This window comes from Acidimicrobiales bacterium (genome assembly GCA_036273495.1).
GTDB lineage: Bacteria > Actinomycetota > Acidimicrobiia > Acidimicrobiales > JAJPHE01 > DASSEU01.
In genome coordinates this window covers 1-22,017 of record DASUHN010000241.1, presented here as the reverse complement: position 1 = coordinate 22,017, position 22,017 = coordinate 1, and the positions used below count along the sequence as shown (strand labels likewise).

Below are 22,017 nucleotides of genomic sequence, written 5' to 3'. Positions count from 1 at the left end.
GCTCCGGCTCTCGGACGGGACCTTCACCGGATCGGTGAACGTGGGATTCACCCCGTCCGACGTGGCCGTCACGCCGGACGGCACGACGGCGTGGGTGGTCGGGCAGACCAAGATCGTCCCGGTAGCCCTTCCCGGGCTCACGCTCGGAACCACCATCACCGTCGCTGGGGCCTCCTTGGCTGGCATTGCCCTCACCCCCAACGCCTGCTGGGGCTACGTCACCAACGCCAACGGGCCCAGCGTCGTTCCGGTCAACCTGACCACAGGCGCGACGGGTGCCGCGATCACGACAGACGCCAGCCCATCCGGCGTGGCCGTCGCCTACACGCCGCGGACGTACTACTACGAGGTGGAGGGCACCCGAAATCTGTGGACGAGCCCCGCCTCGTCGCAGCAGTCAGTGTCGTTCGGCCAGCCCAGCCGCGACTACTGAGCCGATCCGTCCCCCGGCGCGGCGCCCCCGGCGGCACACACCTCTCCGGGAGTGGCCCCGATCGGGTGGGACCGGGAGAATGGGCCGATGAATGGCCACCTGATAACGGTCGACGGCACCGAGCACGAGGTCACGGCGCCGGCGGTGAAGCAGCTGATCGACTCGTCGGCCCGGTTCTGGCTGAACCTGTCCGACCTCGACTCCGCCGGCGTGGATCTCCTGCGGGACACCTTCAGCTTCCACCCCCTGGCCGTGGAGGACGCCGAGCACTTCGGCCAGCGGCCCAAGATCGACACCTACGACGACTTCTCGCTGCTGGTTGTCTTCGGCGCCACCGGACAGGGGCAGCTGACCGAGGTCCACTGCTTCTACAACGCCAACTACCTCGTGACCATCCACCAGGACCCCTGCCCCGACCTGGCGGACCTGTGCCAGCGCCTCCGCCGGGGCGCCGGCGGGCCCCGGCCCGATCACGATCACGTGATGATCCTCTACCGCGTCCTCGACACCCTGGTCGACAGCTACTTCCCCGTCCTGGACCGCTTCGACGACCACATCGACGAGCTCGAGGACGAGATCCTCCAACAGCCCACCGAGCAGCAGATGGGGCGGCTGTTCGACATGAAGCGGTCGCTGATCGCCCTGCGCAAGGTGGTCACTCCGGAGAGGGACATGTTCGCCACCCTCCTGGCCGGGGGGAGCGAGCTGGCCGGAATGACCCCCGACGCCGAGCGCTACTTCCGCGACCTGTACGACCACATGATCCGGATCAGCGACCTGGTCGACAGCTACCGGGACCTGCTCAGCGGAGCGCTGGACACCCACCTGTCCACGGTGTCGAACCGGCTGAACGTCGTCATGAAGCAGCTGACGATCATCGCCACGGTGTTCCTGCCGATGAGCTTCCTGACCGGGTTCTTCGGGCAGAACTTCGGCTGGCTGGTGGACAAGCTCTCCAGCCTCCCGGTGTTCCTGGCGGCGGGCATCGGCTCACAGGTCGTCACCGTCATAGTCCTGATGATCTTCTTCCGCAGGCGCGGCTGGCTCAGCGCCGAGGCCAGCGTCCCCTCCGCCACCCCGTCACGGACGCGGCTGCCCCGCGACCGCCGGTGGCGCGTCGTTCACCCGATGCCGGCAGCCGAGGGCCCCGCGACCTGAGGGCCGGGGGCGGGTCAGGAGAGGATCTTGGCCCCTTCGTCCTCGAGCTTGCGGAGCTCGCCGACCAGGCGCTCGACCTCGGCGTCGGCCCCGGCCGTGGGGCGGTTCGTCCGCTGGCCGTACACGACCCGGCCCAGGTCGGTCAGGAGGTCGTCGGACTTCCGCTTGGCCTGGACGTCGTCGACCCGCTCCTCGACCTTGGCCTTGAGCGTGGTGGCCCCGCCCTTGGCCTTCTCGGCCTGCTCTTTCACCTTGTCCATGAGTCCCATGCGGCCAACGGTACCGAGGCACCGCCCCCTCGGGAAGGGGCGGATGGCGCTCAGGCGGTAAGGGGCTCCAGGGCCTTCGCCAGAGGCTCGAGGACCGAGGGGTCCAGCGGGGGCGGGAGGTAGACGATGCCGAGCTCGACACCCGCTTCCCCCATGGCGGAGGCCGACTCGGCGGTGGCGTCCGGGCCCCGGTCGGGGTCGAACATGAGGTGGCTCGACAGGAGGATCTCCGAGGGGTCCCGGCCGACGGCGGCGCAGTGCTCCTCGAGCACCTCCTTCTTGCGCCGGAAGTCGGCCGGCGGGCCGCCGAGGAAGTTCCAGTGCTGGGCCCACCGGGCCGCGGTCCGGAGGGTGCGGCGCTCCCCGCTGCCCCCGATGCAGATCGGCGGGTGGGGGCGCTGGACCGCCTTGGGCTCACACCGGGCCGAGGTGAGCGTGTAGTAGCGGCCCGCGAAGTCGGTCGTCTCCTGACTGAGGAGGCCGACCAGCACCTCGCACGCCTCCTCGAAGCGGTCACTGCGCTCGCGGGGGGTGCCCAGGGGGATGCCGTAGGCGCCGGACTCCTGCTCGTTCCAGCCCGCTCCGATCCCGATCTCCAGCCGTCCCTCCGAGACGATGTCGAGGGTGGCCGCCATGTTGGCCAGCATGGCCGGGTGCCGGTAGTGGATCCCGGTCACGAGCACCCCGAGGCGGAGGCGGCTGGTGGCCTGGGCCAGGGCGGTCAGGGTGATCCAACCCTCGAGACAGGGCCCGTCGGTGTCCCCCCGGATCGGGTAGAAGTGGTCGAAGGTCCAGCCCGACTCGAACAGGTCGATGCCGTCGGCTTCCCGGAACACGGCCAGCATGTCCCCCCAGGTCGTGTGCTGAGGCGCGGTCTTGATCGCGAAGCGCATGGGCCACCCTATGCCCGGCTCGACTAGACACTCCCGCGTGCGCGTGACCGACCTGCAGACCCCGGCGCTGGTGGCGGAGGCGTCCGTCCTCGAGCGCAACCTGGCGACCATGGCCGAGGCCCTGCCCCCGCCCCGCCTGCGCCCCCACGTCAAGGCCCACAAGTGCACGACGCTGGCCCGCCGGCAGGCCGCCCTCGGCGCCGACAAGTTCACGTGCGCCACCATCGGCGAGGTCGAGGGGATGGCCGCCGCCGGGCTGGGTGACGACCTGCTCCTGGCCAACGAGGTGGTGGACGCCTCCCGGCTGGGACGGGTAGCCGCCACGGGCGCCCGGGTGACGCTGGCGGTGGACTCGGAGGCGACGATCGAGGCGGCGGCACGCGGTGGGGTGCGCGAGGTCCTGATCGACGTGAACGTGGGCCTGCCCCGATGCGGATGCGACCCCTCCGACGCCGGCCGGCTGGCGGAGCTGGCCCGGTCGCGCCGCCTGGAGGTCCGCGGCGTCATGGGCTACGAGGGCCACATCGTCGGCCTGCCCGAGGAGCAGGCGCGGGCCGAGGGCGTCAAGCCGTGCATGGAGCTGCTGCTGGCCGCCCACGGGCAGACGGGTGGGGAGCTGGTGTCGGCCGGGGGAACCGGGACCTATGCCCTCAATACGTGGGCCAACGAGATCCAGGCCGGGTCCTACGCCCTCATGGACACCGAGTACGGCAAGCTCGGCCTGCCGTTCGGTCAGGCGCTGTTCGTCGTGGCCACGGTGATCTCGGTCAGCCCGCAGTGGGCGGTGGCCGACTGTGGCCTCAAGGCGCTCGGCATGGACCACGGTCCGCCCGCCATCGACGGGGCGGCGGTGTGGTTCTGCTCCGACGAGCACGTGACCTTCGGCCCCGGCCAGCCGGCACGCGTCGGGGACAGGATCCGGGTGACGCCGGCTCACGTCGATCCCACCGTCGCCTACCACGACACCCTGCACATCGTCGACGGTGACGATGTGCTCGAGAGCTGGCCGGTGGACCTCCGGGGCTGGTAGGCGCAGCCGTTATTCGCGGGCGAGGCGCGCCATCAGGGCCCGCAGGGCCCGCGCCCGGTGGGACAGGGCGCTCTTCTCCGCCAGAGTGAGCTCGGCCAGAGTGCGACCACCGGCCTCGTCCGGTTGGAACACCGGGTCGTAGCCGAACCCGTTGCTCCCCCGGCCCGAGGTGGTGATCACTCCGTCCACCGACCCCTCGGCCACCACGTCGCGCCCGTCCGGGAACGCCAGGTGCACGACCGTCCGGAAGCGCGCCTGCCGGTCGCTGACGCCGTCCATCTCCCGCAGGAGCTTGGCGACGTTGCTGGCGTAGGTCGCGTCCGGCCCCGACCAGCGGGCCGACACCACCCCGGGCGCGCCCCCGAGGGCCTCGACCTCCAGGCCGGTGTCGTCGGCCAGCGCCGGCATCCCGGTGGCGTCGCGCAGGGCGTGGGCCTTGAGGCGGGCGTTGCCCTCGAGGGTGGGCTCGGTCTCCTCCACGTCGGGCACCTCCGCGGGCCGGGGCACCAGGTCCAGGCCGTCCAGGACCGCGGCGATCTCCCTGGCCTTGTCGGGGTTGGCCGTTGCCAGCACGACCCGCATCGTGTTCCGCCGGGAAGAGGTCAGGACCGGGCGCGCGCCACGGGGGACTCGGCCACGACGGCAGCCTGGAGCTCCAGCAATTCGGCGCAGCCGTGCTCGGCCAGTCCCAGGAGGTCGTCCAGCTCGCTCCGGCTGAAAGGCATCCCCTCGGCCGTGCCCTGCACCTCGACGAAACGGCCCGTGCTGGTCATGACCACGTTCATGTCCACCTCGGCACGCGAGTCTTCGGAGTACTCGAGGTCGAGCAGGGCCATGGCATCGACGACGCCGACCGACACCGCCGCCAACCCCTCGCGTATCGGGTGGGCGGTGAGCCGGCCACCGTGCATCAGCCGGGTTAGGGCGTCGTGCAGGGCTATCCAGGCCCCACAGATCGACGCTGTGCGCGTCCCGCCGTCGGCCTGGAGCACGTCGCAGTCCACGATTATCTGCAGCTCCGGCATGAGCTTGAGGTCGGTGACGGCCCGCACCGAGCGGCCGATGAGACGCTGGATCTCCTGGGTCCGGCCCGACTGCTTCCCCCGCGCCGCCTCGCGGTCGACCCGCTCCGGGCTCGACCCCGGCAGCATCGAGTACTCGGCCGTCACCCAGCCCTTGCCGGTGCCGCGCAACCAGGGGGGGACCCGGTCGTCCACCGAGGCGGTGCAAAGCACGCGGGTGCGCCCCATCGTCACCAGCACCGAGCCGGCGGCAAACTCGGTGTAGTCGCGCGTGAACGAGGACGGACGCAGGTCCTCGGGCCCGCGTCCGTCGCGCCTGGTCCCGGTCATACCACCCTGACCAGTCCCGCCGCCGCCACCTCGACCGGCGCGCCGAAGGCGGCCTCGGCCGCGGTCCGGGCGGCAGCGGGATCGACCGTCGGCTGCAGATGCGTGATCACGAGAGCATCCGCCCCCGCCTCCCGCGCCATCTCACCCGCCTGGCGCGCCGTCATGTGTCTGGCCCCATCGGGCAGCTCCTCCAGATACGTGGCCTCACACAGGGCCAGGTCGAGACCGGGACCGAGTGCCGTCAGCGACCAGCCCGGGCCCGTGTCGGCAGAGTAACCGAGGGACCGTCCCGCCCCGTCCACGCGCACCGCCAATGTCTCGGGGCCGTGGTCGGTGCGGCGGAAGGTGAGCCGGAGGGCACCTATCTCCACTCCGGAGCCGTCGGCCACCACGTGCCATACGAAGGCGTCGGCGGGCGCGAGCAGACGGGCCCGCAGCCCCTTGGGGGCGAACACCGGGATCGGCGGGAGGTGGAGGACGTAGTGACTGGCCACGGCAAAGCCCTGGACGTCGGTCCAGTGATCGGGATGCTCGTGGGACAGCACGATGGCGTCGAGGTCGGCCAGGGAAATGTGGCGCTGCAGGTTGGCCAGGGTCCCCGAGCCCGCGTCCAGCCACACACGCGTCGGGCCCGCCGTCAGGAGGTAGCCGCTGCACGCCTGTCCGGGACCGGCGTAGCTCCCGCTGGCCCCGAGGACGGTGAGGGTCAGGCCGTCGGCCACGAGCGGGGCTCGACCCGGTCGAGCTCGGGACCGAGCAGGCGGCGCCCGAGGACGCGGAACACGTCGACGTCCCCCGAGGACACGAAGTGGTGGGCGCCCTTGCCGGCCGTGCGCCGGCCCAGCCCGGTACGGGCCAGGATGGCGCGCACCTCGAAGGCGGTCTCGTCGGCGGAGGAGACCAGCACCACCTCCCGGCCCATCACGTCAGCGATCGTGCGGGCCAGGAACGGGTAGTGGGTGCAACCGAGCAGGAGGGTGTCGACGCCGGCCCGGCGAACGGGGTGCAGGAGCCGCTCGGCCAGCACGTGGACCTGCTCGCTGTCGGTCTCTCCCCGTTCGACGAACTCGACGAAGCCGGGAGTGGCGGCGCACGTGAGCTCGACGTTGGTCCGCATGGCCGCCACCGCACGCTGGTAGGCACCGGACGCCACGGTGCCGACGGTGCCGATGACGCCGACCCGGCCGTTGCGCGTGGCGCGCACCGCCGCCCGGATCCCCGGCTCGATGACCCCCACCACGGGCACGTCGAGCTCGAAGCGCAGGAGGTCCAGGGCGGCGGCGCCGGCCGTGTTGCAGGCCACCACGATCATCTTCACGTCGTGGTCGGCCACCAGGCTGGCGGCCAGCTGGCGGGAGAACTCGGTCACCTGCTCCAGGGGCCGGGGCCCGTAGGGGTAGCGCCCGGTGTCCCCGATGTAGACGAGGTCCTCGTCGGGCAGGAGGTCGATCAGGGCCCGGGCCACGGTGAGGCCTCCGAAACCGCTGTCGAACATCCCGATGGGACGGTCGTCCACGCCGGGGAGGCTATTGGTGGTGGGAGCGGAGATCGACCATGCCCCGGTCGGCCTCGGCGGGTTCGCGTACGCCGGCCAGGGCCATGGCGGCGGCCAGCTCGAAGGAGAGGTGGCCGATGACCGACTGGACACCCTCGGCACCGGCGGTCGCCAGACCCCACACCGCCGGCCGGCCCACGAGGACCGCCCGCGCCCCCGCGGCCAGGGCCTTGAGGATGTCGGTCCCCCGGCGGACCCCGCCGTCGACGTAGACCTCCACGTCACTGCCGACGGCGTCGACCACCGCCGCCAGCGCGTCGGCGGTGGCCAACACCCCGTCGAGCTGACGCCCGCCGTGGTTGGACACCACGACGGCGGACGCCCCGGCGGCAACGCACTCGCGCGCCGCCTCGGGCGTGAGCACCCCCTTGGCCACGATCGGCAACCCGGACCGCTCGGCCAGCCAGGCGACGTCGGCGGGACCGAGGTCGGGGGCCTGGTAGGCGGCCAGCAGTCCCTCGGCCTCGGCCACCTCGGACGAGACCCGCGACGCCACGTTGGCCATGGTGATCCCCTCGGGGAGCTCGAAGGCGTTCAACACGTCGCGCCTCCGGTAGCCGAGCACCGGCGTGTCGACGGTCAGCACCAGGGCCCCGAACCCGGCCGCCACGGCGCGGTCAACCAGCTCCCCCGTCCAGCTGCGGTCACGGAGCACGTAGACCTGGAACCAGCGCGCCGCCCCGGCCGCGGCGGCAGCCACGTCCTCGATCGGGCACGACGAGCGGGTCGACAGGGCCATGATGGTGCCGGCCGCCGCCGCCCCGGCGGCCATGGCGCGCTCCCCGTCGTCGTGCACGAGGCGCAGGTAGCTCACCGGCGCAACCAGCACGGGCGTCGACACCTCGGTGCCGAGAACCGTCGTGGTGGTGGCGACCGTGCTCACGTCCCGGAGCACCCGGGGCCGCAGCCGGAGCCGGGTCCACGCGTCGACGTTGTCCCGCAGCGTGACCTCGTCGTCGGCCCCGCCGGCCATGTAGTCGAACGTCCCCCTGGGCATGGCCGCCCGGGCCCGTTCCTGGAGCTGGAACAGGTCGCAATCGAGGCGACGGGGCTCGTAGGGCTCGCTCAGCGGCGCTCGATCACGTTCGTCAGAAGTAGATCACCCGTTTGGCCCGCTCGACGACCGTCTCGAGGTCGTCGGTCCACGCCCCGGTCGATAGGTACTTCCACCCTCCGTCGGCGAGCACCACCGCGATCACTCCCTCGGTGATCCGCGACGCGCATTTGGCCGCCCCGGCGAGGGTGGCGCCGGACGAGATACCGGAGAAGATCCCGACGTCGCGCAGGCGCCGGGTCCATTCGATGGACTCGCGGGGCCCGACGATGGTCTTGAAGTCCAGCAGGTCCTCCCCGCCGCCGTCCTGGAAGATCGGCGGGATGTAGCCGTCGTCGAGGTTGCGCAGCCCGTCCACCATCTCCCCCGCCGGCGGCTCGACGGCCCAGACCTGGACGGACGGGTTGCGCTCCTTGAGGCAGCGGCCCACCCCGAGCAGGGTGCCGCTCGTGCCCAGCCCGGCGACGAAATGGGTCACCTCGGGGCAGTCCCGCCAGATCTCGGGGCCGGTCCCCTCGTAGTGGGCACGGGGGTTGGCGGCGTTGCCGTACTGGTAGAGGAACACCCATTCGGGATGCTCGGCCGCCAGGCGCTGGGCCAGGCGGACGGCGCCGTTGGACCCTTCGCTGCCCGGCGACGGGATGATCTCGTCGGTCCCCCACACCTCCAGCAGCTGGCGGCGCTCGACCGACACGTTCTCCGGCATGACGATCTTCAGCCGGTAGCCCTTGACCTTGCACACCAGGGCCAGCCCGATCCCCGTGTTCCCGGACGAGGGCTCGATCAGGGTGGCGCCGGGGGCCAGGAGGCCCTCCTTCTCGGCCTGCTCCACCATCGCCAGGGCAATGCGGTCCTTCACCGACCCGCCCGGGTTCTGCCCTTCCAGCTTGGCCACGATCCGGACGTGGGGGTTGGGGCTCAGCGAGGAGACGTCGACGAGCGGGGTGTTGCCGATGAGCGCCAGAGCGCTGTCGTAGAGGGCCATGGGCCGGCCCCTAGCGGGCCCCTCCGGCCACGGCGGGGAGGATCGAGATCGAGTCCTCCTCCGACACCTTGGTGTCCAGCTTGTCCATGTAGCGGACGTCGTCGTCGTTCACGTACACGTTCACGAAGCGGTGCAGCTCCCCGGCGTCGGTCACCAACTGGCCCTGGAGGCCGGGGAACTGGCGCACCAGATCGGAGAGCACCTCCCCGACCGTGGCGCCGTCCCCCCGGACGGTCGACTGGCCGCCGGCGTTCGGTCGCAGCAGGGTCGGCAGGCGCACTTCGACGGCCACGGGGGTCTCCGGGTGATCGGGATCGAGAATCTCGGGCAGATTGTCGACTGGTTGACTCGGAATTCTATCGCCCGTCGACAACAACCGGCTCCTCGGTGATCTTCCCCTCGCGGATCCGGAAGGAACGAACCGACGGGACGTCCCGCAGGGACACGAGCACGTAGTGCCATCCGGGGTCGGGGGCCTGGGCCACGTCGGTGGGTGAGGGGTAGGCCTCGGTGTGGGTGTGGGAGTGGAACACCCCGACGATCTCGAGACCGCGGCTCTCGGCGTCCCGGTCGGCCCGCAGGTAGTCCCGCGAGTCCACGCGGTACACCCGGGCCGACTCGGCCTCGTTGCGGGCCGGGTAGCAGACCACGGCCTGCCCCACCGCCGGGGTGCCCGCCAGCAGCCCGCAGGCCTCGAGCGGCAGGCCTTCCAGGCAGTGGGCCACCATCTGGAGGTACACGGGGCGGGTCAGCCGGAGCATGGCGCCCCGCAACCTACCGGGCTCTTCGCTTGCTGTCATCACCGGATGACGGCAGGGCGGGCCATATCCTCCAGCCATGTCCCCGAAGGGCCGGGCCCGCTCGTCCGCCGCGCCCAGCGACCCCAACAACCGCCCGATCGCGGTCAACCGGCGGGCCCGCCACGACTACGACATCCTCGACACCTACGAGTGCGGGATCGCCCTCGTGGGCGGAGAGGTGAAGTCGCTCCGCGGGGGCAAGGTGACGCTGAGGGACGCCTACGCCCGGGTCGACAGCGGTGAGATGTGGCTCCACGGCATGCACATCCCCCCCTACGCCCATGCCCAGGGCTTCGGCTCCCACGACCCCGACCGGGCCCGGAAGCTGCTCCTGCACCGCCGGGAGATCGGGGAGCTGGACCTCCGGATGTCCCAGCAGTCGCTGACCCTCGTGCCGCTCTCGCTGTATTTCAAGCAGGGCCGGGCCAAGGTCGAGCTCGGGCTGGCCCGGGGCCGGCGCCACTACGACAAGCGGGCCGCCATCGCCGCCAGGGACGTGGGCCGGGACACCGAGAGGGAGCTGCGCCAGGCCGGGCGGGACGCCCGCTGAGGGCCGGTAGAATGGGTGGTCCCAATACAAGGGGGTGAAGGGCTTCGACTCTGGTCGTCGAAACGGGAGAAGCGAGCCGTGGTCTCCGGATCCACGCTAAAGAGCCGGAAACAAAAACAAACGCCGAGCCTCAGCTCAGCCTCGCTGCCTAATTAGGTAGCGCGTCCGTCCGGTCTCAGCCCTGTGGGCCGGTAGCGGGCGTCATTAAGCAGGGCTCACCTTCCGGGGCTCGTCAGCGGACCTGGAGGGAACACCTCAGCTGACTGGGGTCCCGCACTGGCGCCGGTGGCTGGGCGGGACCCGAGATCCTCCCACCGGCTGCGCTCGGAGAAGCCCCGTGGAGAAGCCGGAGGACGCGGGTTCGATTCCCGCCACCTCCACGAGCGCTCAGGGGACGGTCCCGTGAGCGCCGCCCGGGGGCCCGGATCACCGGGCGCCATCCTGGCCGAGCTGCTGGATGTAGATGGCGATGTGGCGGATGCGGCCTTCGTCATCCAGGTCGAAGACCAGGCTCTCGGGCGTGCGCACCGCCCGCCCGTCGAGCTCGACCGTCTCGCTCAGCTCGGCCACCGCCGCCCGCCCGTCCCCGAGCGAGAGCACCCGCTCCACGTCCATGCGGTAGCCGGCCAGCGTCGGCATTATCCGGCGCAGGAAGGCGAGGTACCGGTCGTGGCCCTCGTACACGTCCCCGAACGGGCCGACCCGGCGGACGTCGGCGGCCACGCAGTCCGACACTGTCCCCCAGTCCTGGCCGGCCACCGCGTCGAGGTAACGCCGGACCACGTCCACCGGCGCCGAAGCTAACGGGGATCGACCGGGTGCGCGGGTTCAGGCGACAGGAGCGGGAGCCGCCACGATCAGGCCCGCCGCCCGGCCCCGCTCCGAGCCGGCGGTCCCGGCATCCCAGCCCGTCCGCCGCAGGAGCGCGTCGGCCTCCGGAGGCTGCAGGACGGTCCGGGCCGGCTCCCCCACCGCCGCCACCCGCCGGGCAAACTGCTCTCGCCGCGCCCGTCCCTCCGCCCCGTCCACCGCCACCGAGACGCTCAGGGCCAGCCGACTACCCGGCGCCGCCAGACCCCGGAGTGCGGTCAGCAGGCGCTCGATCACGTCCCGATCGAGGTACACGAGCAGCCCCTCACAGAGGAGGAGCGACATCCGGCCCGGATCGAACCCGGCCGCCGCCAGCGCCGGCGCCACCCCGGTCTCCGCCAGGTCGACGGGCACGAAGGAGACGTGTCCGGCATCGATGCCGAGACGCTCCAGCCGCTCCCGCTTGTCCGTCTGCGTGTCGGGGTGGTCCACCTCGAACCAGCGCACGCCGGGCCGGGCGTAGCGCAGGGCCCGGCCGTCGTAGCCGGCCCCCAGCGTGACCACCTGGTCGATGCCGCTGTCGAGGGCCCCGACCACGACCCGGTCGAAGAACGCCGTCCGGGCCGCCAGGTAGCGCGACATCCGCCCCGCCGGTCCGCCGGCCAGGTCCCCGGCCACGTCGGCCGACAGGAGATCCTCGGCCGCGGGGTTGCCGAGATCGGCCGGGACCCGGGGGAACCCCAGACGCTGGGCCGCCACCCGCCGCGCCGTCAGGGACGGCTCCCCCGGTCTCACCGCCCCGACCGTAATTGGACGACGGCGCGGCCCGGCGTGCCAGGATGCGCCGCGTCGGGGCGCGGGCGCGGCCGGCACTCATGTCCGGGGAGACGAGATGGATATCCAAGGCAAGGGCGCAGTGATCGTGGGAGGGGCTTCGGGGATGGCCCGGGCCACCGCCGAGCGCCTGGCCAAGGGCGGGGCCAAGGTGGCGATTCTCGACCTGGCCGGCTCTGCGGGCGACACGGTGGCCAAGGAGCTGAACGGGACCTTCCATCCGTGCGACGTGACCGACGCCGAGGGGACCGAGGCGGCCCTGGCCGACGCCGTCGGAGAGCTCGGCGGGCTGCACATCGCCGTCAACACCGCCGGCGGGGGCATCGCCAAGCGCACCCTCACCAAGGAAGGCCCGCACCCGCTCGAGGACTTCCGGAGGGTGATCGAGCTCAACCTGATCGGCACCTTCAACCTCAACCGGCTGCAGGCCGACCACATGAGCCGCAACGAGCCCGAGGACGACGAGCGCGGCGTGATCGTGAACACCGCGTCGATAGCCGCCTTCGAGGGCCAGATCGGCCAGGTCGCCTACACCGCGGCCAAGGCGGGGATCGCCGGCATGGCCCTGACCATGGCCCGTGACCTCGGATCCCTGGGCATCCGGGTGCTGGCCATCGCCCCCAGCCTGTTCAGCACCGGCATCACCGCCGGCATCCCCTCCGAGTTCGAGTCCACCCTGACCAAGGACGCCGCCTTCCCCAAGCGCATGGGCCGGCCCGACGAGTACGCCCGGCTGGCGGTGGCCATCGTCGAGAACCCCATGCTCAACGGGTTGACCATCCGGCTCGACGGGGGCCAGCACTTCGCCCCCAAGTAGGCGGGCCCGGGGCCGTCAGTCCTCGAGCACGACCACGCTGCGGAGCACCTCGCCCCGCTCCATGCGTCCGAAGGCCTCCTCCACGCCGTCGATCCCGATGCGTTCGCTGACGAAGCCGGCCAGGTCGAGCCGGCCCTGCAGGTAGAGGTCGACCAGCAGCGGGAAGTCCCGGCTCGGCAGGCAGTCCCCGTACCACGACGGCTTGAGGGCACCGCCGCGCCCGAAGAAGTCGATCATCGGGATGTCGGGAAAGGCCATGTCGGGACCGGGCACCCCGACCTGGACCACGCTGCCCGCCAGGTCGCGGGCGTAGAACGCCTGTCGCAGCACCTCGGGATGGCCCACCGCCTCGATGCAGACATCGGCGCCGAACCCTCCGGTCAGCCGATGCACGGCTTCGACCGGGTCCTCGTTCCCCGAGTTCACGGTGTGGGTGGCCCCGAACCGGCGGGCCCATTCGAGCTTGCGGTCGTCGATGTCGACCCCGATGATCGTCGTGGCTCCCACCAGCGCCGCGCCGGCGATGGCGGCGTCACCGACGCCTCCACAACCGAACACCGCCACCGACTGCCCGCGCCGGACGTTGCCGGTGAACATCGCCGCCCCCAGCCCGGCCATCACCCCGCAGCCGAGCAGGCCCGCCACCGCCGCGTCGGCGGCGGGGTCGACCGGTGTGCACTGCCCGGCCGCCACCAGGGTCTTGTCGGCGAACGCCCCGATCCCCAGGGCCGGGGACAGCGGGGTGCCGTCCTCGAGGGTCATGCGCTGGGTGGCGTTGGCGGTGGAGAAGCAGAGGTGGGGCTCTCCCCGCTGGCAGGCCCGGCACCGGCCGCACACGGCCCGCCAGTTGAGGACCACGAACTCCCCCGCACGGGGGGCGGTCACCCCCGACCCGACCGCCTCCACGATGCCCGCCGCCTCGTGCCCGAGAAGGAACGGGAACTCGTCGTTTATGGCCCCCTCGCGGTAGTGCAGGTCGGTGTGGCACACGCCGCACGCCTGCACTCGCACCACGGCCTCACCGGGACCGGGATCCGGGACCACCACGGTCTCCACCGTGACCGGCGCTCCCGGCTTGGCCGCCACCACCCCGCGCACCCGCTGGCCTCCCGGCATGGCGCCATCTTGGCACCGGTTGCGGGTCCGCTTCGGCGCGGGAACCGGGGGCGGGACGGCCCGGAACGGGGTGGGTAGCCTCCGCTCGTGCCGGTGGGATCAGGTGGCGTGGTGCACGTGAACGTCAACTGCCGCGACCTGGAGCGGTCGGTGGCGTTCTACCGCGACGTGCTGGGGCTCCAGCCGGTGACCCGGACGGCGCCGGCCGAGGCCCAGCCCGGGGAGGCGTTCGGTCTCGAGTCGGCCCAATGGGACGCGTGGATGATGGCCGGCCCGCAGGGCTTCGGCGCCCCCGTCGTCGATCTCCTGCAATGGATCGTCCCGGAGCCGGTGGAGCGGGACGGCGGCGCGACCGTGGGGTTCTGCCGCCTCCGCGTCGGTGGGGGGGCCTATGCCGTCTACGCCGATCCGGACGGAACGGCGGTCGACCTCCGGCCCGGGCCGCCGGGCCTGACGGGCGTCACCGTCGCCTGCTCCGACCCGGAGCGGTCCTCGGAGTTCTACACGGGCCTGCTCGGTCTCGGGGACTTCGTGGAGCTGGTGGAGGGGGCCGGGTCCGGTCCCCGCCGCGCCAACACCCTGGGGATCTGGCGCCTGGCCGTGGCCACCGCCGACATCGACGCCGACGTGGCCGCCCTCGCCGCCGCCGGCGTGCGCTGCCTGTCCGAACCGGTCGAGATGAGCATGGGCCCCGGCCTGCCGGTCCTGCGCTTCGTCCTCTTCCCCGATCCCGACGGCACGATGCTCGAGCTGATCGAGCGGCCCGCTCCGAGCGGTCAGGGATAGGTAGAGGCCGTGGCCGAACGGGTGTTGGTGATCGGGGGCACCGGTCCGACCGGGGTCAACATCGTCGCCGGGCTGGTGGAGCGCGGCTGGGACGTCACGATCATGCACCGCGGCCTCCACGAGCGGGCCGAGACGCCCGGCGGAGTGCCCCATCTCCACGTCGACCCGTTCGACGCCGCCGCCGTGGCCGAGATGGCGGCGGGACCGTCGTTCGACCTGGTCATGGGCATGTACGGCCGGCTGCGGCGCATCGCCGAGGCCTTCGAGGGCCGCTGCGGCCGCTTCATATCGGTGGGAGGGGTGCCGGCCCACCGGGGGTGGATGAACCCGTGGGCCTACGACCCGCCCGGGCTGCCCGTGCCGATCCCGGAGGACGGCCCCGTGGTCGACGACCCCGCCGACGACGAGAAGGGCTTCCGGGTGGCGCGCACCGAGGACGCCGTGTTCCGCCACCACCCCACGGCCACCCACTTCCGCTATCCGTACATGTACGGGCCCTACCAGCCGGTCCCCCGGGAGTGGTCGATCGTGAGGCGCGTGCTCGACGGGCGCCGGCGGATGATCGTCGCCGACGGCGGCCTGACCCTGCACCACCACGGGTACACGGCCAACGTCGCCCACGGCGTCCTCCTGGCCGTCGACCGGGCCGAGGCGGCCGCCGGTCGGGTGTACAACGTCGGCGACGACGAGGTGCTGAGCACCGCCCAGGTGATCACCCTCGCCGCCGCCGCCCTGGGCGCCGAGATTGAGTTGGTCTCGATGCCCTACGAGCTGGCCGTGCCCGCCCGGCCGCTGATGGCCCAGCCCCTTCCGACCCACCGGGTCCTCGATCTCACCCGGATCCGGTCCGACCTCGGCTACCGCGACCTCGTTCCGTCACGCGAGGCGATCGGGCTCACGGCGTGCTGGCTGGCCGACAACCCGCTGGGACCGGACGCGCCCGAGGCACGCGTCCTCGGGGACCCCTTCGACTACTGCGCCGAGGACGCCTTGATGGACGCCTGGGCCCGGGCTGTGGCCACCATCCCGGAGGTGGAGTTCCACCCCGCCCCCGGCTACGGATCGGCCTACTCGGGACCGGGCGGACGCCCCCGCACCCACGCCACCTACGAGCCGTGACCAGCGGAGCCACCTCCGGGCCGCTGGCCGGAGTGCGCGTCGTCGACCTGTCGATCGCCGGGACGGGGCCGTACGCCGTGGCGGTGATGGCCGACCAGGGCGCCGACGTGGTGAAGGTCGAGCGCCCCGGGCTCGGGGACATCGGGCGCTGGGTGGGGACGGCGGTCAACGGGGTGAGCGCGCTGTACCAGATGTGCAACCGGGGCAAGCGGGGCATCGCAGTCGACCTGGCCCACCCGGAGGGTCGGGACCTGGTGCGGGCGCTGATCGAACGCGCCGACGTGGTGGTGCAGAACTGGCGGACGGGCGTGGCCGAGCGGCTCGGTCTCGGCTACGCCGACGTCCGGCGCCCGGAGCTGATCTACCTCTCGATCTCGGGGTTCGGTCCCACCGGGCCCTACGCCCCGAAGGGCGCCTACGACACCGTGATCCAGGCCTACGGCGGAGTGGTGGCCAACGAGGCCGACCGCACGACCGGAGAGCCCCGGGCCGTCGGCCAGGTCCTCGCCGACAAGGTGACGGCGCTCACCGCGGTCCAGGCCGTCACCGCCGCCCTCCTCGCCCGCGAGCGGGGACGCGGCGGCCAGCACATCGAGCTGTCGATGCTCGACGCCGTCGTGTCGTTCATGTGGATCGACTCCGCCGGCAACGAGGTCCTGCGCGACGGGGACGGGTCGCAGCCGGGCAGCTTCGCCCCGCCGTCGACGCCCATGCGCTTCGTCGACGGATGGGGGGTGGTCACCCCGGTGTCCGATGCCGACTTCGCCGGGACGTGTCGAGCCCTCGGCGTCGGCGGCTACGACGACCCCAGGGTGGCCACCATCGCCGAGCGGCGCCGCCACCGCGACGTGGCCGGGGATCTCATGCGTCGATGCCGGGAGGCGGCGTCCCGTCTGACCACCGAGCAGGCGATGGCCCGGCTGGACGCCGAGCGCGTTCCCTGCGGCGTCGTTCTCGGCCCGGCCGAGCTGGTCGAAGATCCGCATGCCCGGGAGACGGGGCTGTTCGTCGAGCTCGACCATCCGACCGCGGGCCGGGTCCGCCAGCCCCGGCACCCGAACGTCTTCCACGGCACCCCCGCAGCCGTGCGGGGCGCCGCTCCCGCCCTCGGCCAGCACACCGACGAGGTCCTGGCCGAGCTCGGCGTGGGACCGGAAGCGACAGCCGACCTGCGGGCACGCGGAGTCGTCGCCTGAGCCAGCCGGCGTCACCGCGGCCCGCGCCGGCCGCCTCGCTGGTGGCCCGGCTGCGCGCCGCCGGCTGCGTGGCCGCCGAGGAGGAGGCCGAGGAGCTCAGCGCTGCTGCTCCCGACGCCGCCGCTCTCGAGTCGCTCGTGCGCCGCCGGGAGCACGGTGAGCCGCTGGCCTGGATCACCGGCGCCGTGCTCTTCTGCGGTCGTCCGGTGGCCGTCGACCGCGGCGTCTACGTGCCGCGCGTGCAGTCCGAGGAGCTGGCCCGCCGGGCCGGCCGCCTCCTGGCCCGCAGCGCCCGCCGGTGGGCGGTCGACCTGTGCACCGGCGCGGGAGCGGTGGCCGCCCACCTGCTCGCCACGGTGCCCGGCGCCCGGGTGGTCGGGGTGGATCTCGACATGGCCGCCACTCGCTGCGCCCGGCGCAACGGGGTGCCGACCGTGCGCGCCGATCTGGCCGCGCCGTTCGCAGCCGCGACGTTCGACGTGGTCACCGCCGTGGCCCCCTACGTCCCGACAACCGAGATCCGGCTGCTACCTGCAGACGTCCGGGATCACGAGCCGCGCCGGGCCCTCGACGGTGGGCCCGACGGGCTCGCAGTCGTGCGCCGGGTGGTGGACGCCGCCACCCGCCTGCTCGGTCCCACAGGATCGCTCCTGCTCGAGATAGGCGGGCGGCAGGACGACGTGCTGATCCCTGAGCTGGCGGCGGCCGGATACACCGCCGTCACCACCTGGCGGGACGAGGACGGAGACCTGCGCGGGGTGTGCGCCTCCGCCCCGGGGCGGAACCAGTCCGCCTGACCGCCGCGCTCGGCCCGGTTCAGGCCGCGACGCGCCGGCCGGACGCGTCGGCACACCGGTACGCCGGCGGCTCACACGTGAACCGCATCCGGAACTCGTCGGCCGACGCCGCCGTGGAGAACACCAGCTGTGCTCCGTCTCCACCCTCCAGCGTCAGGCCGGAATGGTGGACGAGCACGAACGCGCCGGAGGGCGCGGCGACCGGGCCAGTTCGGCCCGAAACGAGACGCCAGATCACCCGGTGCATGGACGAGACGCTAACCGGGTGACCCGGGCCCGGCTGGGAATTACGCCGGTCATTTTCCGGGACGCCGCGACGACCGGGATGCACCGGAGCCGGTGACGGCGGTCAGTCGCGCCGGTCGAACGCCCACCACTGGATCACCCGCTCGACCGTCACCTCGCGGTCGAGCGGCCAGCTCTCGGTCTCGGCCCAGCGCCTGACCTCGTCGCACGCCTCCTTGATCTGCCCGGGGCCGTACGGCCACGTCCACGAGTGGATCTGCCGCTGCCACTCGTCGAGATCCCGGGCCAGGCACCGCGTGACCCCGAACCGCACGGGAGAGAGCGGCCGCGTGCTGACCTGACGCCCCAGGTGCGCAGCCAGCTGCTCCGGTGAGGACACGCCCGGCCGGCCGTGCAGGACGCCGTGCCGGCGCATGACGTCGCGGGCCGCCCCGTTCCAGGGAGACGGCGCGCCTCCACCGAAGTCGACCAGCAGCACCCCGCTCGGCCCCAGAACGCGCATCACCTCGTCGACGGCGGAGGCCCACGACCCGATGAGGTGGAGGACGTGACTGGCCAGGACCGCGCCACACGACGCCGAGCGGAACGGCAGGCCGGTCGCGTCGGCCAGCAGCAGGGGGAAGGGCAGCGTGCCTCCTGCATTGCTCACCAGGCGCTGCAGCATGGCCGGCGCGATGTCCGCACCCAGCAGGTCGGCACCGCGCTGGTGCAGCCCGAGGGCTATGCGGCCCGTCCCCACCCCGATCTCCAGGCAGCGCCGCCGGCCCGAGAGCTCGGCGGCCAGGATCTCCGTCAGCGCGTCGTGAACGTCCCCGGGCAGGCCTCGCGTGGCGTCGTAGAAGTCGGCCGCCCGCTCGAAGGAGATCCTGGCCATGCGGACATCATGGCGCCACGCCGACGCGGCCGCGTCCTCGCTGCCGCATCGGTGTCAGCCGGCGTCCTCCACTCGGGGATCGGTCCTGACCAGGCGGCGGGAGAAGCGCCACGGCCCCCCCTCCCCCCGCCGGTACCAGTCCCGGCAGCGACCCCAGCGGGCCAGGCCGCGGTTGTCGAGCAGCAGCCAGTAGCCCTCACCGCTCGCGTCGGTGGGGCTGGGCACGTCGAGCGTGTAGTTCGACGAGAAGTGGCGGATGTAGGTCACGGCCGGGTCGGAGACGTGGCTCTCGTTCAGGCCGCGGTAGGCCGCGACGATCGCCTGGCGACCGAGGAAGCGACCCCGGCCGTGCAGCTCGACGACGCCGTCCGGCTCGAAGAGACCGGCCTGCTCCTCGATCCGCCCGCTGTCCCCGAGCCGGTAGTAGGCGGCCAGCAGCTCCTGCAGCTCGAGGCGCGCCTCCATCTCCCAGGTCTCCACCGGACGGCATCCTGGCACCGCCGGACCCGGCGCCGGCGCGGATCGGGGCGTTGGTACCGTGCGCCGATGGGCGGTCTGGTGGCCGACCTCGGGCCGCTGCGCCGGCACCGGGCGTTCCGTCTGATCTGGACCGGTCAACTGGTGTCCGGCATGGGCGCCCAGCTGACCGTGGTGGCCGTGTCGTACCAGGTGTACCGCCTGACCCACTCGACCCTCGACGTGGGGCTGGTCAGCCTGGTCCAGCTCGCTCCGCTGATGGCCGGATCGCTGGCCGGCGGGGCCGTCATCGACGCCACCGACCGCCGGCGCGTCCTGGTGGTGAGCCAGATATGCATGGCGCTGTGCAGCGCCGGGCTCGGGGCCAACGCCTTTCTGTCCCGTCCCCGGCTGTGGCCGCTCTTCGTCTGCACGGCGGCGTCCGCCCTCTTCCAGGGCGCCAACAACCCGGCCCGGCGGGCCGCCACCACCATGGTCGTGCCCGCCGCCGAGCTGACCGGGGCGGTGGCGTTGCAGACCATGGCGGTGCAGTGGGCCTTCGTCGTCGGGCCCGCCGTGGCGGGCGTGCTGGTGTCGGCCGCCGGCCTCGGCACCGTGTACCTGATCGACGTGGGCAGCTTCGGCGTGTCGCTGGTCACGACCGCCCTGCTGCCCCGGTTGCCTCCGGTCGGCGGCGGCACCCGGGCCGGGATGCGCTCCCTGGCCGACGGCTTCCGCTACCTGCGGGGCCAGCGGCTGTTGGCCTCGACGTTCTGGATCGACCTCAACGCCATGATCTTCGGGATGCCGCGTGCGGTGTTCCCCGCCCTGGCGACCGGCCTCTACCACGGAGGCCCGGGGGTCCTCGGCCTCCTGTACGCCGCTCCCGGCGTCGGTGGTCTGGTCGGCTCGCTGCTGAGCGGCTGGGTCGGGCGGGTGCGGCACCAGGGGCGGGCGGTGGCGGTGGCGGTCGTGGTGTGGGGGGCGGCGGTGGCGCTGTTCGGGGTGGTGCCGGTGCTGTGGCTCGGCGTGGTGCTCCTGGCGCTGGCCGGCGGCGCCGATCTGGTCTCGGCCGTGTTCCGCTCGGCCATCCTCCAGTCGAGCGTGCCGGACCACCTGCAGGGCCGGCTGGCCGGCGTGTACTTCGCCGTGGTGGCCGGCGGCCCGCGGGTGGGAGACGTGGAGGCCGGGGTGGCGGCCGGGCTGGGCGGCTCTCAGTTCGCGGTGTGGTCGGGCGGCCTGGCGTGCGTGGCCGGAGTGGGCCTGCTGTTGTGGCGGGTGCCCGAGCTGTGGCGGGCCACGGCCGCCCCGGACGGGCGGCCGCGCCCCTCGTTGGCCGATGTCGAAGCCGTCGCCGACGCCGCCGCCGAGCTCAGCAAGGGCGCGCCCTCCTGAACCGGGCCCGGCCTACCACTCCAGCGGCAGGCGGGCCGGGCCCCGGATGGTGGTCGTCGGCTTCCACTCGATCTCCTCGTCGGCCAGGGCCGCGGCCGGAAACCGCTCGAACAGGCGGGCCAGGGCCTCCTGACCCTCGATGCGGGCCAGGGGCGCCCCCAGGCAATGATGGATGCCGCCCCCGAAGGCGAGGTGGCGGTTGTCGGCCCGGCCCAGGTCGAGACGCTCGGGTGCGGCGAACACGTCCGGGTCGCGGTTGGCGGCGGCGATCAGCGCCACCACCTCGGTTCCCTTCGCCACCGGCTGACCCGCCAGCTCGACGTCGGTGGTGGCGATGCGGGCGGTGAGCTGCACCGGCGGGCCGAAGCGGAGCAGCTCCTCCACCGCGCTGCTGATCAGCGCCGGATCGGCACGGAGCCGGGCCAGCTCGGCGGGATGACGCAGGAGGTTGAGGGCGCCCCCGGCAATCAGGTTCACCGTCGTCTCGTGACCGGCCCCGTAGAGGAGGATGGCGGTGTCGAGCAGCTCGTCGCGGGCGAGCCGGTCCCCCTCGTCCTCGGCGGCGATCAGGGCGCTCAGCAGGTCGGCACCCGGATCCTTGCGCCGCCGCTCGACCAGGTCGTCGAAGTACACCCGCATCTCGCGCATGGCCTGGGCCGCCGGGAACAGGACGGTGATGTCGTCCGAGGGATCCAGCGCCTTCACCGCCTCGGCGGTCCAGCCCCGCAGCTGCTCCTGGTCCTCGAGGGGGACGCCGAGCATCTCGCTGATGACGGTGACCGGGAGCGGGAAGGCCAGCGCCTCCACCAGATCGGCGCCTCCGTCCGGGGCGATGGCATCGAGCATCCGGTCGACGATGGCGGCGATGCGGGGACGCATCTCCTCGACGGCCCGGACCGTGAACGCCTTGTTGACGATCCGGCGCAGCCGGGTGTGGTCGGGCGGATCGGAGAAAAGCATGACCCGCTCGAACAGCGCCAGGACGTCCCCGAGCCCCACCTGTTCGGCCAGCTGGGTGAACTGCGGGTAGCCGGCCTGGTGACGGGAGTTGCTGCTGAAGCGGGCGTCGCGCAGCACCGAGAACACCTCGGCGTGGCGGGGCAGGATGTAGCCGCCGAACGGGGTGGGGACCAGGGCCCCCGCGGCCTGGATCCGGGCGTAGGTCGGGTAGGGGTCAGCCTTGACGGCCGGGTCCTTGATCAGCTCCAGCACGGACATCGTCTCGGCCTGGCTCATTCCTCTGCCCTCCCCAGCTCCGGTCCCATCACGAACCAGAGGCTCAATCCCAGTGACCACACCTCGAACAGGATCAGCGTCACGAGCGACAGGGTCCCGAAGGCGTTGCGCGAGGTGCCGAGCCCGCCGGCGCTGACCAGCCCGACCAGGGCGGTCAGCAGCCCCAGCCAGGAGAGCGGGGCCGGGATGCTGCCGTTCAGCACGCCCGACGTCCCCGCCGCCGCCAGCAGCACGGCGATGAACAGTCCCGCCCCCG

28 protein-coding genes and 1 other RNA gene are annotated in these 22,017 nt (G+C 72.8%); 11 read left to right on the top strand and 18 right to left on the bottom strand.

Features of this window, described 5'->3' with window-relative positions:
• The coding region (locus tag VFW24_10435) for a hypothetical protein (protein HEX5267179.1) at positions 1-433 on the top strand (433 nt) is incomplete at its 5' end.
• A gap of 87 nt (positions 434-520) precedes the next feature.
• Positions 521-1,591, top strand: a complete 1,071-nt coding sequence (locus VFW24_10430; GenBank protein ID HEX5267178.1) for a magnesium transporter CorA family protein — start codon at positions 521-523, stop codon at positions 1,589-1,591.
• 14 nt (positions 1,592-1,605) lie between these two features.
• Here VFW24_10430 and VFW24_10425 read toward each other — a convergent pair whose 3' ends face one another.
• Together VFW24_10425 and VFW24_10420 are read right to left on the bottom strand one after the other, a co-directional pair.
• Positions 1,606-1,860: a hypothetical protein gene (locus tag VFW24_10425; GenBank protein HEX5267177.1), complete on the bottom strand. Its 255-nt coding sequence runs from the start codon at positions 1,858-1,860 to the stop codon at positions 1,606-1,608.
• A gap of 50 nt (positions 1,861-1,910) precedes the next feature.
• Positions 1,911-2,753: an LLM class F420-dependent oxidoreductase gene (locus VFW24_10420; GenBank protein ID HEX5267176.1), complete on the bottom strand. Its 843-nt coding sequence runs from the start codon at positions 2,751-2,753 to the stop codon at positions 1,911-1,913.
• Between the two features lie 37 nt (positions 2,754-2,790).
• On the opposite strand from VFW24_10420, the gene VFW24_10415 reads away from it, so the two are divergent.
• Complete coding sequence (locus tag VFW24_10415; GenBank protein ID HEX5267175.1) at positions 2,791-3,783, top strand: alanine racemase; 993 nt, start codon at positions 2,791-2,793, stop codon at positions 3,781-3,783.
• A gap of 9 nt (positions 3,784-3,792) precedes the next feature.
• Here the strand turns inward: VFW24_10415 and rdgB are convergent, their stop codons facing one another.
• From rdgB to VFW24_10375, 8 genes are all read right to left on the bottom strand, one after another.
• On the bottom strand, positions 3,793-4,356 hold the full coding sequence (gene rdgB / locus VFW24_10410) for an RdgB/HAM1 family non-canonical purine NTP pyrophosphatase (GenBank protein ID HEX5267174.1): 564 nt from the start codon (positions 4,354-4,356) through the stop codon (positions 3,793-3,795).
• Positions 4,357-4,385: 29 nt separating this feature from the next.
• The gene (rph, locus tag VFW24_10405; protein ID HEX5267173.1) at positions 4,386-5,135 is read right to left on the bottom strand and encodes a ribonuclease PH; all 750 of its coding nucleotides are present in this window, start codon (positions 5,133-5,135) and stop codon (positions 4,386-4,388) included.
• Complete coding sequence (locus tag VFW24_10400; protein HEX5267172.1) at positions 5,132-5,857, bottom strand: MBL fold metallo-hydrolase; 726 nt, start codon at positions 5,855-5,857, stop codon at positions 5,132-5,134. The genes rph and VFW24_10400 overlap by 4 nt, the downstream gene beginning before the upstream one ends.
• Entirely contained in the window at positions 5,842-6,651 is an 810-nt protein-coding gene (murI, locus tag VFW24_10395; GenBank protein ID HEX5267171.1) for a glutamate racemase, read from the bottom strand. The genes VFW24_10400 and murI overlap by 16 nt, the downstream gene beginning before the upstream one ends.
• 10 nt (positions 6,652-6,661) lie before the next feature.
• A complete protein-coding gene (locus VFW24_10390) occupies positions 6,662-7,687 on the bottom strand; it encodes an alpha-hydroxy acid oxidase (GenBank protein HEX5267170.1) in 1,026 nt (341 codons plus the stop codon).
• A 91-nt stretch (positions 7,688-7,778) separates the two neighbouring features.
• Positions 7,779-8,729, bottom strand: coding sequence for a cysteine synthase family protein (locus tag VFW24_10385; GenBank protein HEX5267169.1), 951 nt, complete (start codon positions 8,727-8,729; stop codon positions 7,779-7,781).
• Between the two features lie 10 nt (positions 8,730-8,739).
• The gene (locus VFW24_10380) at positions 8,740-9,021 is read right to left on the bottom strand and encodes a ubiquitin-like small modifier protein 1 (protein ID HEX5267168.1); all 282 of its coding nucleotides are present in this window, start codon (positions 9,019-9,021) and stop codon (positions 8,740-8,742) included.
• Between the two features lie 64 nt (positions 9,022-9,085).
• Positions 9,086-9,490, bottom strand: coding sequence for a M67 family metallopeptidase (locus VFW24_10375; protein HEX5267167.1), 405 nt, complete (start codon positions 9,488-9,490; stop codon positions 9,086-9,088).
• 76 nt (positions 9,491-9,566) lie between these two features.
• Here VFW24_10375 and smpB point away from each other — a divergent pair, with 76 nt between their 5' ends.
• Both smpB and ssrA read left to right on the top strand, forming a co-directional pair.
• Positions 9,567-10,079, top strand: a complete 513-nt coding sequence (gene smpB / locus VFW24_10370) for an SsrA-binding protein SmpB (protein HEX5267166.1) — start codon at positions 9,567-9,569, stop codon at positions 10,077-10,079.
• Positions 10,080-10,109: 30 nt separating this feature from the next.
• Positions 10,110-10,462: a transfer-messenger RNA gene (gene ssrA, locus VFW24_10365) on the top strand.
• A 43-nt stretch (positions 10,463-10,505) separates the two neighbouring features.
• Here ssrA and VFW24_10360 read toward each other — a convergent pair.
• Both VFW24_10360 and VFW24_10355 read right to left on the bottom strand, forming a co-directional pair.
• Complete coding sequence (locus VFW24_10360; GenBank protein ID HEX5267165.1) at positions 10,506-10,868, bottom strand: nuclear transport factor 2 family protein; 363 nt, start codon at positions 10,866-10,868, stop codon at positions 10,506-10,508.
• A gap of 39 nt (positions 10,869-10,907) precedes the next feature.
• Positions 10,908-11,684, bottom strand: coding sequence for an SAM-dependent methyltransferase (locus VFW24_10355; protein ID HEX5267164.1), 777 nt, complete (start codon positions 11,682-11,684; stop codon positions 10,908-10,910).
• Positions 11,685-11,781: 97 nt separating this feature from the next.
• Between VFW24_10355 and VFW24_10350 the strand changes: the two genes are divergently transcribed.
• A complete protein-coding gene (locus tag VFW24_10350) occupies positions 11,782-12,540 on the top strand; it encodes an SDR family NAD(P)-dependent oxidoreductase (GenBank protein ID HEX5267163.1) in 759 nt (252 codons plus the stop codon).
• A gap of 15 nt (positions 12,541-12,555) precedes the next feature.
• Here the strand turns inward: VFW24_10350 and VFW24_10345 are convergent, their stop codons facing one another.
• Positions 12,556-13,656 (bottom strand): S-(hydroxymethyl)mycothiol dehydrogenase, encoded by a 1,101-nt coding sequence (locus tag VFW24_10345; GenBank protein ID HEX5267162.1) that lies wholly within the window; start codon positions 13,654-13,656, stop codon positions 12,556-12,558.
• An 87-nt stretch (positions 13,657-13,743) separates the two neighbouring features.
• Here VFW24_10345 and VFW24_10340 point away from each other — a divergent pair, with 87 nt between their 5' ends.
• Genes VFW24_10340 through VFW24_10325 form a run of 4 tightly spaced genes read left to right on the top strand, consistent with a single transcriptional unit; the run spans position 13,744 to position 17,554 of the window.
• On the top strand, positions 13,744-14,442 hold the full coding sequence (locus VFW24_10340) for a VOC family protein (protein ID HEX5267161.1): 699 nt from the start codon (positions 13,744-13,746) through the stop codon (positions 14,440-14,442).
• Positions 14,443-14,451: 9 nt separating this feature from the next.
• On the top strand, positions 14,452-15,561 hold the full coding sequence (locus VFW24_10335; protein HEX5267160.1) for a hypothetical protein: 1,110 nt from the start codon (positions 14,452-14,454) through the stop codon (positions 15,559-15,561).
• Positions 15,558-16,757, top strand: coding sequence for a CoA transferase (locus VFW24_10330; protein HEX5267159.1), 1,200 nt, complete (start codon positions 15,558-15,560; stop codon positions 16,755-16,757). The genes VFW24_10335 and VFW24_10330 overlap by 4 nt, the downstream gene beginning before the upstream one ends.
• Positions 16,758-16,798: 41 nt before the next feature.
• Positions 16,799-17,554, top strand: a complete 756-nt coding sequence (locus tag VFW24_10325; GenBank protein ID HEX5267158.1) for a HemK/PrmC family methyltransferase — start codon at positions 16,799-16,801, stop codon at positions 17,552-17,554.
• A 19-nt stretch (positions 17,555-17,573) separates the two neighbouring features.
• Here the strand turns inward: VFW24_10325 and VFW24_10320 are convergent, their stop codons facing one another.
• From VFW24_10320 to VFW24_10310, 3 genes are all read right to left on the bottom strand, one after another.
• Positions 17,574-17,801 (bottom strand): hypothetical protein, encoded by a 228-nt coding sequence (locus VFW24_10320; protein HEX5267157.1) that lies wholly within the window; start codon positions 17,799-17,801, stop codon positions 17,574-17,576.
• Positions 17,802-17,903: 102 nt separating this feature from the next.
• Entirely contained in the window at positions 17,904-18,674 is a 771-nt protein-coding gene (locus tag VFW24_10315; protein HEX5267156.1) for a class I SAM-dependent methyltransferase, read from the bottom strand.
• Positions 18,675-18,728: 54 nt separating this feature from the next.
• Positions 18,729-19,154, bottom strand: coding sequence for a nuclear transport factor 2 family protein (locus VFW24_10310; protein ID HEX5267155.1), 426 nt, complete (start codon positions 19,152-19,154; stop codon positions 18,729-18,731).
• A gap of 66 nt (positions 19,155-19,220) precedes the next feature.
• On the opposite strand from VFW24_10310, the gene VFW24_10305 reads away from it, so the two are divergent.
• Entirely contained in the window at positions 19,221-20,525 is a 1,305-nt protein-coding gene (locus VFW24_10305; protein ID HEX5267154.1) for an MFS transporter, read from the top strand.
• A 12-nt stretch (positions 20,526-20,537) separates the two neighbouring features.
• Here the strand turns inward: VFW24_10305 and VFW24_10300 are convergent, their stop codons facing one another.
• A complete protein-coding gene (locus tag VFW24_10300; protein ID HEX5267153.1) occupies positions 20,538-21,761 on the bottom strand; it encodes a cytochrome P450 in 1,224 nt (407 codons plus the stop codon).
• On the bottom strand, positions 21,758-22,017 hold a 260-nt coding region (locus tag VFW24_10295), incomplete at its 5' end, for a hypothetical protein (GenBank protein HEX5267152.1). The genes VFW24_10300 and VFW24_10295, both read right to left, overlap by 4 nt.

Coding starts and splice junctions, on each gene's coding strand:
- VFW24_10425 (HEX5267177.1), bottom strand. CDS start 1,860: ATGGGACTCATGGACAAGGTGAAAGAGCAGGCCGAGAAGGCCAAGGGC.
- VFW24_10315 (HEX5267156.1), bottom strand. CDS start 18,674: ATGGCCAGGATCTCCTTCGAGCGGGCGGCCGACTTCTACGACGCCACG.
- VFW24_10345 (HEX5267162.1), bottom strand. CDS start 13,656: ATGCCGGGAGGCCAGCGGGTGCGCGGGGTGGTGGCGGCCAAGCCGGGA.
- VFW24_10305 (HEX5267154.1), top strand. CDS start 19,221: ATGGGCGGTCTGGTGGCCGACCTCGGGCCGCTGCGCCGGCACCGGGCG.
- rph (HEX5267173.1), bottom strand. CDS start 5,135: ATGACCGGGACCAGGCGCGACGGACGCGGGCCCGAGGACCTGCGTCCG.
- VFW24_10300 (HEX5267153.1), bottom strand. CDS start 21,761: ATGAGCCAGGCCGAGACGATGTCCGTGCTGGAGCTGATCAAGGACCCG.
- VFW24_10385 (HEX5267169.1), bottom strand. CDS start 8,729: ATGGCCCTCTACGACAGCGCTCTGGCGCTCATCGGCAACACCCCGCTC.
- VFW24_10420 (HEX5267176.1), bottom strand. CDS start 2,753: ATGCGCTTCGCGATCAAGACCGCGCCTCAGCACACGACCTGGGGGGAC.
- VFW24_10390 (HEX5267170.1), bottom strand. CDS start 7,687: ATGCCCAGGGGGACGTTCGACTACATGGCCGGCGGGGCCGACGACGAG.
- VFW24_10350 (HEX5267163.1), top strand. CDS start 11,782: ATGGATATCCAAGGCAAGGGCGCAGTGATCGTGGGAGGGGCTTCGGGG.
- VFW24_10375 (HEX5267167.1), bottom strand. CDS start 9,490: ATGCTCCGGCTGACCCGCCCCGTGTACCTCCAGATGGTGGCCCACTGC.
- smpB (HEX5267166.1), top strand. CDS start 9,567: ATGTCCCCGAAGGGCCGGGCCCGCTCGTCCGCCGCGCCCAGCGACCCC.
- VFW24_10430 (HEX5267178.1), top strand. CDS start 521: ATGAATGGCCACCTGATAACGGTCGACGGCACCGAGCACGAGGTCACG.
- VFW24_10320 (HEX5267157.1), bottom strand. CDS start 17,801: ATGCACCGGGTGATCTGGCGTCTCGTTTCGGGCCGAACTGGCCCGGTC.